General features: G+C 60.7%; 10 protein-coding genes. 3 read left to right on the top strand and 7 right to left on the bottom strand.

All coding sequences use genetic code 11. The features are described 5' to 3' along the window. Nucleotides 1-43 precede the first annotated feature (43 nt). Nucleotides 44-379: a Uma2 family endonuclease gene (locus OP10G_RS17085; RefSeq protein WP_084179449.1), complete on the bottom strand. Its 336-nt coding sequence runs from the start codon at nt 377-379 to the stop codon at nt 44-46. 114 nt (nt 380-493) lie between these two features. Continuing rightward, entirely contained in the window at nt 494-643 is a 150-nt protein-coding gene (locus tag OP10G_RS26970; RefSeq protein ID WP_158409271.1) for a hypothetical protein, read from the bottom strand. Nucleotides 644-696: 53 nt separating this feature from the next. On the opposite strand from OP10G_RS26970, the gene OP10G_RS17080 reads away from it, so the two are divergent. Both OP10G_RS17080 and OP10G_RS17075 read left to right on the top strand, forming a co-directional pair. Continuing rightward, nucleotides 697-1,551 carry a phytanoyl-CoA dioxygenase family protein gene (locus tag OP10G_RS17080; protein ID WP_025229224.1) on the top strand — a complete coding sequence of 285 codons (855 nt, stop codon included), beginning with the start codon at nt 697-699 and terminating at the stop codon, nt 1,549-1,551. Between the two features lie 122 nt (nt 1,552-1,673). After that, on the top strand, nt 1,674-2,210 hold the full coding sequence (locus tag OP10G_RS17075) for a hypothetical protein (RefSeq protein WP_025229225.1): 537 nt from the start codon (nt 1,674-1,676) through the stop codon (nt 2,208-2,210). Between the two features lie 141 nt (nt 2,211-2,351). Here the strand turns inward: OP10G_RS17075 and OP10G_RS27960 are convergent, their stop codons facing one another. The 5 genes from OP10G_RS27960 to OP10G_RS17050 form a co-directional block, all read right to left on the bottom strand. Further along, nucleotides 2,352-2,756: a PIN domain-containing protein gene (locus OP10G_RS27960; RefSeq protein ID WP_158409270.1), complete on the bottom strand. Its 405-nt coding sequence runs from the start codon at nt 2,754-2,756 to the stop codon at nt 2,352-2,354. A 328-nt stretch (nt 2,757-3,084) separates the two neighbouring features. Further along, entirely contained in the window at nt 3,085-7,101 is a 4,017-nt protein-coding gene (rpoB, locus tag OP10G_RS17065; protein ID WP_025229227.1) for a DNA-directed RNA polymerase subunit beta, read from the bottom strand. A gap of 604 nt (nt 7,102-7,705) precedes the next feature. Further along, nucleotides 7,706-8,461 carry a WD40 repeat domain-containing protein gene (locus OP10G_RS17060; protein ID WP_144241211.1) on the bottom strand — a complete coding sequence of 252 codons (756 nt, stop codon included), beginning with the start codon at nt 8,459-8,461 and terminating at the stop codon, nt 7,706-7,708. A gap of 1,122 nt (nt 8,462-9,583) precedes the next feature. After that, nucleotides 9,584-11,038, bottom strand: coding sequence for a flavin monoamine oxidase family protein (locus OP10G_RS17055; RefSeq protein ID WP_144241210.1), 1,455 nt, complete (start codon nt 11,036-11,038; stop codon nt 9,584-9,586). Between the two features lie 124 nt (nt 11,039-11,162). Continuing rightward, nucleotides 11,163-12,023 (bottom strand): bifunctional 5,10-methylenetetrahydrofolate dehydrogenase/5,10-methenyltetrahydrofolate cyclohydrolase, encoded by an 861-nt coding sequence (locus OP10G_RS17050; RefSeq protein WP_025229230.1) that lies wholly within the window; start codon nt 12,021-12,023, stop codon nt 11,163-11,165. 132 nt (nt 12,024-12,155) lie between these two features. On the opposite strand from OP10G_RS17050, the gene OP10G_RS17045 reads away from it, so the two are divergent. Further along, a complete protein-coding gene (locus OP10G_RS17045) occupies nt 12,156-13,199 on the top strand; it encodes an ABC transporter substrate-binding protein (protein WP_025229231.1) in 1,044 nt (347 codons plus the stop codon). Nucleotides 13,200-13,206: the final 7 nt, after the last annotated feature.

Below are 13,206 nucleotides of genomic sequence, written 5' to 3'. Positions count from 1 at the left end.
CTTAGAATGGCTGTCCGCAACCCATCTGTGGCGGCGAGCTCGCTCACGCCGGAGGGAAAATCGCTCCCGTATCCAACGCTTCCCCGATCACGGGAATCTCCAGAACCGCGCCCGCTGGGAAAAACTCCTCGTGTTTGTATAGGCCCTGCTCAGGAGCCGCGAAAACCCAGATGCCGCGCTTGATCGCGTCGACTACCCAATAAAAAGGAATCTCTGATTCCGCGTAAGCCGCCTTCTTTGAGCCGAGATCGAAGTTACGGCTGCTAACCGAAACTTCGGCCACCCAAAGGACATCCTTTTCCGTGGGCAATTCCCGCAGGTCGTACCCCGGCCGCAAACCCTTCCGGCTCAGCAGGTTTCTTGCAGAAGATCGACACATCCGGTCGCTTCACCGTACCATCCGGAAATCGGATGTTGAGATCGAACTCGCGATAGCCTTCGCATCCGGCTTGATGGCCATCGCCTGCTCGAACCGAGTTCACTACGGCAAGTGTCACATCCTGGTGCTCTCGTCCGGCCAAGGCTCCCAAGTAATTCCTCCGTCCGTCAATTCCAAGAGCAAACCGATCTCTTCGGCCCGGGCGAAGAGATCTAGGAGTTGCTTATCCGAGACGGGTGGGAGATGAAGCGCGGCGGCCTCCATCGGTATATATTACGCCGCTCCTTCAGATCCCCTGCGGTAGGCTCCGGCAAGAGATGCCAGCCGTAGACCTCGACCTCGCCAAAGCCGCTGCCACCTTTGCCAGGGACGGTTTCTGTCTTGTTGAAGGGCTTTTCGACCCCGACGAGTGCGACCGGTACACCCAGCACTTCATGGATCTAAGGAGCGAAGAACGGCCCGGAGATTTCGCGGGAGTCGACCTTTCTAGCGAAGACCCTTTGAAGCGGTATCCGCGAATGATCCATATGCATCGGTGGGACTCGGTGTCGATGACGTGGGCAACGGACCCGCGCCTTGCAATAGTGATGACCGCAATCCTCGGGCGGCGGCCGTATATGGTGCAGACGATGCTGTACTTCAAGCCGGCCGGCGGCCGAGGGCAGGCGCTGCACCAGGACAACTCTTACCTTCGAGCCCAACCCGGCACCTGCTTGGCGGCTTGGCTTGCCCTCGACGATTGCGATGAGGAGAACGGGTGCCTGCAGGTGGTGCCGGGCACACATGACCTACCGCTTTTGTGCACGGTCAAGGCGGACACAAGCCAAAGCTTCACGGACGTCACCGTGCCGCTACCCGAAGGTATGGCTCCGCTGCCCGTCATCATGAAACGCGGCGACGTTCTCTTCTTCAACGGCTCCGTCGTGCACGGAAGCTTCCCCAACACCAGCCGCGACCGCTTTCGCCGAGCTCTCATCGGCCACTATTTGACCGGCGACGCCGAGCGAGTTGGCGAGTTCTACCACCCGATCTACACGATGGATGGCGAGCAGGTCGAGCTCGGCGTCAGCCCCGCTTCCACCCGTTGTGGTCACTGGGTAGACGTAGATGGCACCCCCGTCGTCGAGGAGATCGACGCCGCCGAACACGACCGCCAAGTGCGCCACGAATAACGTAGCATCGGCTCCCAGCCGATGAACCCTCCTTTCGGAACGACTTCGAGGCCCGTCGTTATCTGGCCTCCTCCATCCCGCTCTTGCACGAGGCGGCAAGACCTCCTATGCTATTGCCTTAGATGGATCATTGGAACGAGGTCAGGGCGGCGTTAGCGGGTCAATACTATGCGGGGTTCAAGATGCTGCGGCAGTGCATCGAAGTCTGTCCCGACGACTTGTGGAACGAAGCGCCGTGGCCACGTTCCTTTTGGCGGATCGCTTACCATGCGCTCTTTTATGCCCACTTCTACATGCAACCAAGCCATAACAACGTGAACCTCTGGGATAAGCAAGACTTAGAGGCGGTTGCGCTGTGGGAGGATGACGACGAAAATCGCCCGCGCAAGACGGAGCCTTATACGAAAGAGGAGCTACTTGCCTATGTAGACCACATCATTGGAGTCACCGAGGAGACTTTGGCCAAGGTCGACCTAGGTTCTCAAGACTCCGGCTTCCCCTGGTACCCGATCCCGAAGATCGACCACGAGATGCTCAGCGTCCGTCACCTTCAAGGCCACGTCGGTCAGCTCTCCGAACTGCTTATGATGCGCGGCATCGACATCGACTGGGTCTCCACCCATCCTTCGCGGCGACTGCCGGAGAAACCGGAAGCCTAGTTCCTTCCGTCGAAGCTGGATAACCGCAGGGGTAGTGTGCCCGTCTCGGCGTTCTTAGTTCATGGAGAATGCAGCGACTTAAGAGAGGTGCGCCAACTTTCTAATCGCGACAATGGCTACATTTGAAGCCTAACTTCGCAACTACGAGAATGGGCTCAGGACCTTCACAGCGCCGTAACGCTCACCGGCTGAGAGATCTTCCGAATAGAGAATATCACACCCCGCAGACTCCGCAGATGAGAGAATGGCGGCATCCCAATACGAAAGTGAGCAAGTCTCCATTAGCTCTAAGGCACGATCAGATGTCGCAACGGTGACGGGCACAACGGTGAAATCTTGGAAGCCAACCAGGAGTAATCGAACCTGTTTCGGACTGAGCCCGAACTTACGAACCATGTTCGATGCAAACTCCATCACAACCTGTGAGGAGACACATGCCCGTCCCTGTTGCGCAAGAGACGAGAGAAGGGCAGAACAAGTCCTTTGCTTGGAGAGATCTCTGGAATCTACGGCGTAGACGAACAGGTTCGTGTCGACGAATGCCATAGCCGCGCTCATGCGCCTCTTCACGTGACAACGGACCGCTCTCGGAACGCAACCCCATTGAGCAAGCCACTTCCATCATGGCGGCAAACGCGGAACCGCGCTTACCCGCGACCTCCTTTGCCAGAAGGTCGATGACAAGCTTGTCGAGGGTGACGCCAAGCTGTCGTGCACGCTTCTCACCCTCGTCGAGTAGCCGGTCGTCTAGCTGCAAAGTCAGTGTCCGCACCATTTGATTCTACGCCACCCAAAAACAAACGGTCCGACAGGGCATGCCTGCCGGACCGCGGGAGCCGCTCGGAGAGCGGCGGTCCAGTGTCAAGTATCGGCGTTAGCTGAAGAACCCGACCGAGCGGGCGAGGCGCATGTCGTCGCCGCCGGTGAGTTCGTCCAGGTCCTTGAGCGGGAGCTCCTTGTTCTGGGCGTCTTCCACCGCCACCTTGAGACAGAGCGATCGAAGCTCGTTGACGAGGATCTTGAACGACTCGGGGATGCCCGGTTCGGCCAAGGTCTCGCCCTTGACGATGCTCTCGTACGCCTTTACGCGTCCGTTTACGTCGTCCGACTTGATCGTCAGAAGCTCTTGCAGCGTGTAGGCGGCGCCATACGCTTCAAGGGCCCAGACTTCCATCTCACCGAATCGCTGGCCGCCGAACTGCGCCTTACCTCCCAGCGGCTGCTGGGTGACGAGGGAGTACGGGCCGATGGAGCGCGCGTGGATCTTTTCATCCGCAAGGTGCTCCAGCTTCAGCATGTAGATAATGCCGACCGTGATCGGGTTCGGAACCGGCTCTCCGGTGAGGCCGTCGCGAATCCACGACTTGGCGCTTCGAGGATCGATACCGGCGCGGGAGAACACGTTCACCCGAATCCGCTCGAGGATCGCGGCGTAATGCTCGTCGGGAGCCTTGAACGGTGGCTCGCCTTCCTCGTCTTCCATCTCCTCCGGGTAGAAGTCGTCGAACTTGAGTTCGAGTCGCTCTCCGGTGGTCATGGCCGACGGGGCGGAGACGATCCGGCTGATTCGCTCCAATCCATTCTCACCGAGAGAGCGGAGCTTGGTCTCTACCTTGGCCATCATTTCGGCCAGGGTGTCGTCCTTCACGAGCGGAACGTCGAGGTGGAGCTCGCTGCGGACATAAGCCGTCAGCGCGTGGGTTCGCAGGTGCTCTGCCAACCGATCCATCTCGCCGAGGATCTCACCCTCGGTCGCGCCTTCGAACGCCGGGCACTTGTACTCGACGTTGAGGTGCTTGCCCACATAGCCGAGGTGCGTCTCGAGGATCTGGCCGATGTTCATTCGGCTCGGAACGCCGAGCGGGTTCAGAACGATGTCGACCGGCGTTCCGTCGGCGAGGAACGGCATGTCCTCGACCGGCAGAACCTTGGAAATGACTCCCTTGTTGCCGTGGCGTCCGGCCATCTTGTCGCCGACCATCAGCTTTCGCTTCTGGGCGACGTAGACCTGGACCGTCATGTTGGTACCGGCCGGCAGCTCGTCTCCAGGGATCTGAAGCAGAGCTTCTTCGGTGCGGTCGCACACGAGCCGCTCGCGCTTCTTGGACTCCTTGTAGATGTAGTTGATGCTCGGCGAGAGGTACTTGTACCGGCTGAAGACCTTGACGTCTACGATCACGCCCTTTTCGCCGTGCGGCAATCGGAGCGATACGTCGCGGGTCTCTTCCGCCTTCTTACCGAAGATGGCGATGATGAGCCGCTCTTCGGCGGTCATCTCGACCTGGCCCTTAGGAGCGACCTTACCGACGAGGATGTCTTCCGGCCGGACTTCGGCGCCGATGCGGATGATGCCGTTCTCGTCCAGATCCTTCAGCGCGTCCTCACCCACATTCGGGATGTCTCGCGTGATCTCTTCCGGTCCGAGCTTGGTGTCGACCGCTTCCGACTCGTGGCGCTCGATGTGGATGGACGTATAGACGTCGTCCTTCACGAGCCGCTCCGAGATGAGGATGGCGTCTTCGTAGTTGTAGCCGTTCCAGGGCATGAACGCGACGAGCACGTTCTTACCGAGGGCGAGCTCCGCGTTGTCGCAGCAAGCGCCGTCAGCGAGGGGGTCGCCCTTGAGCACTCGCTGGTTAAGATCAACCACCGGCCGGTGCGTAAAGCAGGTCGATTTGTTGCTCTGCACCAGGTGCATCAGCTCGTACTTGTCGACCTCGCCGGAATCGCGCCGGACACGGATCTCGGTTGCCGAGACGAACTCGACGATGCCCGAGTGGAAGGCGATGACGGCGGCGCCGGAGTCGACGGCCGCGACTCGCTCGTAGCCAGTGCCGACGAGCGGCCGCTCCGAGCGAAGGCACGGAACCGCCTGGCGCTGCATGTTCGCGCCCATGAGGGCGCGGTTCGCGTCGTCGTTCTCTAGGAACGGGATAAGCGCGGTGGCAACCGAGATGATCTGCACGGGCGACACGTCCATGAAGTCGACTCGCTCACGGGTGACCGTCGGGTAGCTTGCGCCTCCCAGGTCTCCGCCGGCGCATCGCGCTTGGACGCGGTCGTTCACGATCAATCCGCTCGGATCGGTCTCGACGTCCGCAGGGGCGACGAGCTGGCCCGTCTCTTCCTGCGCGGTCATGTAGACGATGTCGTCCGACACCACGCCCGCGGTGACCTTTCGGTACGGCGTCATGATGAACCCGAACTCGTCAACGCGAGCGTGCGACGTAAGCTGCGAGATCAGACCGATGTTCGGTCCTTCCGGCGTTTCGATCGGACAGATGCGGCCGTAGTGCGAACGGTGGACGTCGCGAACTTCCAGCTTGGCGCTGGTTCGCTGAAGGCCACCCGGTCCGAGGGAGGAGAGACGCCGCTTGTTGGTGATCTCCGACAGCGGGTTCGTCTGGTCCATGAACGTCGAGAGCTGGTTACTGCTGAAGAAGCTCTTGATCGACGCGGAGACCGGCTTGACCGAAAGGATGATGCCCGGCAGGAGGTTCTCCTGGTCCGTGCTGGTCATTCGCTCTCGGGCGACCTTCTCCATTCGCACGAAGCCGAGGCGGAGCTGGCTTTGCAGCAGCTCGCCGACGCTTCGTACGCGCTTGTTCTTCAGGTCGTCGATGTCGTCCCGCTCGGCTTCGCGGTTCACGTAAGGAACCATCTTGTCGAGGATCGTGGCGAGGTCGACGCTGGTGAGATTGCGCGTATCGAGCGGAATATCGATGCCAAGCTTCTGATTAAGGAAGCGGCGTCCGACCTTGCCCAGGTCGTATCGCTTGATATCGAAGAAGAGACCGTAGACGAGCTGCTTCGCCGCCTCTTCGTTCGCCGCTTCACCCGGCCGGAGCCGCTTGTAGATGTCGAGCAGCGCTTCGCGGGCGGTCGACGTCGGATCGGCGTCGAGGGTTGCTTCCACGAGCATCAGGACGTCGAGCACTCGGACGGAAGCGAGTCCCATCGACTCGATCTTCTTCGCCGTCTCGCGCTCGATGCGCTCACCGGCTCGGATCACGAGCTGCTCGCCGTCGGAGATATCTTCCAGAACCCGCTTTCCGGTGAGGGCGTCGGCATCGGGAGTCTCCAGCGTCAGCTCTTTGCTGAACGCGCGAAGGATCTCCTCGTTCGTTCCGAGCGGGGTTTCGACGAGAACCTTGGTGTTGCGAACCGCGTCCGGGAAGGTTGCAATGGTCTCGGCGGTGAGAACCGTGCCGGCATCGGCCAGCACTTCGCCCGTCTCGGGATCGGCGACGGCTTCGACCGGCTTCTTCCCAACGGCGGCGCCAAGGGCCACTTTCGCGCGTCCGCGGCCCTTGTCAAAGTAGTACAGCGCCTTGATGAGCTGCGTAAGCGGCAGCTTCTTCGTCTGGCTGATCTGCGTGCGAACGATGAAATTGGCGTCCGACTCAACTTCGAGCCACGGACCTTCGTTCGGAATGACGCGGGCGGACACGATGACCTGCATCGAGCTGTCCACACCCTCTTCAAAGTAGAGGCCGGGCGACCGGCTGAGCTGGCTCACGATAACTCGCTCGCGGCCATTGATGATGAACGTTCCCTTGTTGGTCATCAGCGGCAGATCGCCGAGATAGACCTCCGATTCGATGACTTCCCGGTCACGGCCGCCGAAACGCACGATCGCCTTGATGGGCGCTTCGAACGTCATGTCGCGGTCGCGGCACTCCTGAATAGAGTACTTGGGCTCACCGAGGGTGAAGCTCACCAGCTCGATATAGTTGGTCTGCGTGAAGTCCCAGATAGGGGAAAAAGTTGTGAAGAGTTCTGGGAGTCCCTCTTCCAGAAACCACTTGTATGAGTTAAGCTGAAGTTCAATTAGGTTTGGGACCTCTAGGTAGCGACCGATTCGCTTCGAGGTCGGCTGAATTACTCTCATCAAGCCTCCGGACACATTTGCGCGAACTTCCAGAATACCGCCTAGGGGTCCGGAAGTCAAGCTAAATCTTAACTTTGGGAGTGCGCGAAGCCCTTCGCACTTTCCCCCCGCGCGGAGCGCTTTGGGAGTGCGCGACCTCGGTCGCGCTTTCGTGAGCGAGATATCGCCGATAGACCCTTGAACCGCGGTTAAAGCCACGGGCTACGGGCAAGCTAAATGCAAACCCAATTTGTGAATGACCATGCGAACGGCAGTCCTTGGGAGTCCTATTGGTGGAGCGGGATCGTGACCGAACTTCCTCGTTGCCCGTCCGGTGGCCGGACCCTGCCCGACGGCGCGTCGGGAGGGATGGAGTTGCACTCGGTGGATTGGGGCTCTTGAGTGACCTGCACGGGTTACGGCGGCTCGGGCATCCGACTGCACCCGTGGCGTCCTTTGCCATGCGTTCTCGTGTTTGCCGCTTCTCTATCTGACGGCGCGGACAAAAACGCCACTCGCGCTACCTTAAATCCCTGGAGCGCGGGCGTCCCGCCCGCCGACCCGAAAAGCGGCCGAAGGACACCTGGCCTGGCTCCCTGCCGAACGAGCAACTGCCGTTCGACTCTCACGACTTTCCTGCCGCAATCCACCGGTGGGCCAGCAACACTCCGTCGGCGTCGAGCGAATACATAACTCTGTTCGTCGGAACCACCGCCTTAACCTCGGAACTGTGCCCGGCCAGAAGAACCAACTGACGCCCGGTTTCCCGGTCGAAGACGCAGACGTCTCCGCCGTAGCCTGCCGCAAACGGTTGGCCGTGCCACCATCCGACTTGAAGCAGCGGCACGTTGCGATGGTCCAGCAAAGTGAATCCATCGCCGTTCGTCACAAACGTTCGCCCACCGGTCCAAGGGCCGAAATTTCCTGGGCTGGAAACGATACAGTTCCCGTCGTCGTTTAGAGCCAGACTCCAGGCCGTGCTCGGAAGCTGTCGGTCGCGCTCGGAGCCAGTCTTTAACTCTCGGACGACTAGGTGTCCATTTCGCACGAATGCTAGGCGACTCCCGTTCGGACTGAACGCTGGCATTTCGCCGTAGATAGTCCCGGCCTTGGCCTGCCCATGAAAGAGCGCGAAGCCGGACTGGCTCGGCACAACGATGTATTCGCCCGTCGCCGAACAAATGGGAACTCCCGTCACTGGCGTGTTATCGGGGACCGGTCGACGGGGCGGTGCCTCGCCGGACAACGAGAATTCGAGAAGGCCTCGTTGGCTATCTACCGCCACGACTCGCTTTCCGTCGGCGGAGAACGACGGCACCATGGAAATTCGGTTCGCCGGTTGACCAGCCCTTTCAAGCGCTACCGAGAAGACGGGTTTCATCGAAGCGGTATTCAAGACGGTCAGGCGCCTATCCTGATCAACGACCGCGGCGCGAAATCCGTTACGTGATAACGCAATGCTCTCGATGTCAGCCAACGCCCTCCATGATCCTTGGGGAGCCAATGTAGTCGGATCGAGGCGCTTCACAACCTTGCCGTCTGCGATGACCACCACCCGGCCATCTTCCGTAGCGGTCAACTGTTCAGCTTTCCCCGAGTATTTGGACGAAGCCTCTCGAAGGTCGGAGGCGCGCCGATACGGAAGCTCCCGCCCAATCTCACCGATTTTTGTGAAATCGATGCCGATACAGGTCCCGCAACACCCGCAAAACCCCGCGACCAAGGCGAGCGACACCGAAAACCACAGCCAGGGACGGCGGTTTGTGGAAACTCGGTCAATCGGAGGGGGTACCACTGCCGCAACAGTAACACGATCCACGCCAGGCGCGTTACGGCACGGTATGCGCAAAGCTCTCCGCGAATTCTGATAAGCTGGGCCTACCTTAGGGGTCCACCGAGTAGATCTTCACCGTTCACTCCGCTGATGTCCGAGGATCGCCGATCCTAGACCGGGCTCTGTTCCCAGGATAGGAACCTTGGCCTTATACAGATCTTAGAAGCCGGCAGTTCAGCGGAATCGAGGACAGTACCAAATTCCCCTCCTCCGCGAGGGGAGTCGGTAAGCTCAAGCGAGTTCCACGAGATTGGCGAACCGGTGGGGAGGGACCTTCCGGTCTCACCTTGGGAAGTCCATTAAGTAGAAACGTCTGCCGGCGAGTTTACTTGATTCAGGTGGAGAGTGTCTTGCAATGGACTCTTTGCGTGGTCGCCATGTCCCTCCCCACCGGTTCGGCATGGCTCGCAAGACTCGCCTAGCCTCACCGACTCCCCTCGCGGAGGAGGGGAGTTTGGTACTGTCGGCTCTCCACTCTTATGCGGCGTCCGAGTGGTTTGCCACCGAGGGGCTCGGGGCTCACTCGATATGCGTCACCAAACCTAGATCAAAGGGAGTTACTTGGATCCTTGAGCCTAAAGATGCGTCTTACGACAACCCCTCTCCCTCGTCGGCACATGCATCCCGAGGAGGGAGAGGGGCTCCGGAGGTTGTGAGCCAGGCTCTGGCTTAGTGCTTCACGCCTCGCTTCGAGAAATGGGCGGCGGCGGCCTGGCCGGAGAGCCAGGCTCCTTCCATGGAGGCGCCTCCCTCCAATGCCGCTGCCTCGCCCGCGAAGAACACTTTGTTCTCCACCGGCGTCTGCAACGCGATCCGCGAGGCCACGTGCCCTGGGAGCGACGTGCTGTACGCTCCCCGCGCCCACTCGTCGCCCATCCACGAATGGACGGCTGTCCGAACGATGTGCCCGGTCGCGTCCGGGCCCAGCATGTGCACCAACCGCTCGGTCGCCAATGCGATCAGTCCCGCTTCACCGCCCCGCTCGGCTTCTTCGCATGAAGGGCCGCCCATGACCAGGTAGGCCATGTTTGTCCCCCAGAACTTGGCGAACATCGCTCCGAATTTGTCCGACGAGCCGTCGGGTACCACCCCCACCGAGGAGTTCACCGGCAGCGGGCCAAATACGTCAGCGTCGAACTCAAAACCAACTTTCCCGATCGAGCCCATTGTCAGGTTATCGAAGGCTTCCGAGTAGATCACCGGTAACCCTGGGTTGAACTGGATCTTGCCCGCCTTCAACACTCCCATCGATGCGGTCATGATCACCGCCCCGGCATCGATAACCCCGTTCGGGGTCGTGATTTGCACCCTCGGTCCCCGATAGTCGATTGCCGTTACGGGCGTGTTGAATTGAATGGGAAGCCCGGCCGCGAACTGGGATACGAAGTTCCCCATGCCCGACCGAATGAACCAGTTATCGGTGGACGGAAGCCCGAACGCCGCGGAGGTCCACCGAGAATACTCCCACAAGTCCTGGCACGAGATCTTCCCCGCCGGCTGTCCACGGTCCGCCTCGTATTGGGCCAGAAGCGCGAAGTTGGCAAACGGCTGCCCCATGAGGGCGGCGGTCGCGTCGGCCACCGAAATGTCCCCACTTCCCGCCATCGCCGCCGCCCGCCCCGCCGTGTTCACGGTCTGATCCATCAGGGTTCCAGTGGAGAAATACGCGAGTAACTCGTCTTGCGAGAGCGGTTGGCCGTCCTCGTGCAATAGCACCGACGTCTGGAATGCCGGCTGCATCGTCACGTGCTGCCTCGCCGCGATGTTGAAAAGCGGGTTCCGGGTGACCATCGGGTCGTCGCCCACGGGAACGGCTTGCTGGAAGAGCTGAGCCCCGTAGTCGAAAGGAACGGGGAAGGCGTTGTTGGAAAATACTCGTCCCCCCGGCCGGCCCTGCGCCTCAAGGATCGTGAACCCGACACCCGCTTCTCGTAGCGCCATTCCGGCCGCCATCCCCGCGACTCCTGCCCCGATGATGACCACTTCCCGGCCGGGAGCCAACGGCCGGGCTCCTCCGCCGCCTCCGCCGCAGCCGAACAGCGTTCCAAGGGCCGCTGCCCCGGTCATCGCCAGAAACTCACGGCGGGAGGGACACTCAGTCCCTCGCATTCTGTCGTATCCCACGGAAAGATCCTAACAGATACCCTTAACAAGCGGAACCCATTGCGAGTACGCAAAGATTATCGCGTGCTCCGCACGTGGGGAAAAGCGCGAAGGGCTTCGCGCACTCCAAAGCGCTTCGCGGCGGTTATCGGTTGGTTATCGTGGCTTCCGCCGCTTCCACGCAGTTGCTTAGGAGGCTGGCCACGGTCATGGGGCCGACGCCGCCGGGGACGGGGGTGATCCACCCCGCTACCTGAGAGGCCGATTCGAACGCGACGTCGCCGACGTCGCCTTTGCGGCCTTCCACGCGGTTGTAGCCGGCGTCGACGACGACGGCGCCCGGCTTGATCCAGTCTCCCGCCACCATTTCCGGACGGCCGACGGCGGCGACGACGATGTCGGCTTCGCGGCAGATGTCGGCGAGGTTCTGGGTCCGAGAGTGGGCGATGGTTACGGTCGCGTTCTTCTGCAGCAGCATCAGAGCGGCCGGTTTGCCCAAGATGATCGAGCGGCCGATTACGACGGCCCGCTTCCCTACCGTCTCGATTCCGTAGTGCTCCAAAAGGCGGATGATCCCGAGCGGGGTTGCGCAACGGAAGCCCGGCAGGTCGGCGACGAGACGGCCGAGCGATTGGGGGGTAATTCCGTCAACGTCTTTCTCGGCGCCGAGCTCCATGAGGGCCATGTTCTCGTCGAGATGTCCCGGCAACGGGTGCTGAAGGAGGATTCCGTGTACGTGGGGGTCGGCGTTTAACTCCCGGATCTTGCCGATGAGATCGGCTTGGGAGGTCGTTTCCGTGATCTCGTAGGACTCCCCGACGATTCCGACCTGCGCGCACCACTTGCGCTTCATTTGAACGTATTTGACGCTCGCCGGGTCTTGGGCGGCGACCAGAACGTCGAGACGGGGAGTCACTCCTCGGGCGACCAGCGCGTCTACACGCTCCTTCAGCCGAGCCCTCGTTTCTTTGCTCAATGCCAAGCCGTCGAGAATCTGGGCGCTCATCTCATAGAGGATACCGAGGGGGGCGCTTTCGAAGGGAACGGAGTCGGAGCATACTGAGCGCAGGTTCGCATGTCTGTTGTTCTTTCGCTCTTGGCGCTCTTGTCTTTTTCCCCCGTTCGATCGTCTGAACCAATGATTGGCTTGATCGCCGACCTTGACGGCGACCTCAAGCCTTGGGGAGACGATTCGGTACTCGGCGCCCGTCTTGCGGTGGACGAATTCAATCGAAAGACCCGCCGCGCGGTAAAGCTAGAGGTCTCCAACTCGGCCTCGAAGCCCGAGCAAGGGCGAGCTGCCGCCGAGTTGCTCCTCTACAAGGGAGCCATCGGTCTAATCGGGGGTGTCGCGTCTGGAATCACGAGCCAGATCGCGGAGGCGGCCAGAGCGACGAAGACTCCAGTGATCGCAACTCTGGCCACTCGCCCCGACTTACTTAAGGGCCGCGATTGGTTGTTCCGAGTGTGTTATCGCGACGAAGCGCAGGGGCGAGTCATGGCACGCTTTGCCTATGGCGACCTCGGTCTGCGCCGGGCGGCCATCGCAACTGACGTAACGCAGCCGTATTCCGTGCTGCTTTCAAACAACTTCCGTTCCACGTTTCGCAAGCTCGGCGGCGAAGTCGTTGCCGACGAGTCGTACGCGGGCGGCGATACTAGGTTCGAGTCACTAGCAGCCCGACTAAAGGAAAAGCAGCCGGCGGCGGTTTATATCAGCGGCTACTTCAATGAAGCCGGCCCCATGGTTCGCCAAATTCACGAGACGATGCCAAAGACAACGTTTCTCGGCGGCGATGGATGGGATAGCGCCGAGATCCTGGCCAGCGGCGGTGAGGCGATTTTAGGAGCGATGTTTACTACGTCGTACGTGGCGAGCGATCCTTACCCAGCAAACAGAAGCTTCCTGAAAAGATGGCGCAAGAAATTTGGGGGACTTCCCACGACGAGCGCCGGGCCTCTCACCTACGACGCGACAAAGCTCATGCTCGAAGCAATGCAGCGTTCGCACTCCCACTCCCGCAACGATTTGCGACGAGCGATCGCCGGCACGGTGGGATTCAAAGGTTGTTCGGGCACCGTCACCCTGCGCGGCCGGCACGGCGAGCCGGATAAACGGATGGTCATCGTCCGTTTGAAACGTGATGGTCAGTGGTTCGCAAAAGCGTTCGAGCACCCGTAACGCGAAA

Source organism: Fimbriimonas ginsengisoli Gsoil 348 (assembly GCF_000724625.1).
In the GTDB taxonomy this organism is placed as follows: Bacteria; Armatimonadota; Fimbriimonadia; order Fimbriimonadales; family Fimbriimonadaceae; genus Fimbriimonas; species Fimbriimonas ginsengisoli.
The sequence above is the reverse complement of the archived record's forward strand: the minus strand, read 5'-3'. Positions and strand labels throughout refer to the sequence as shown.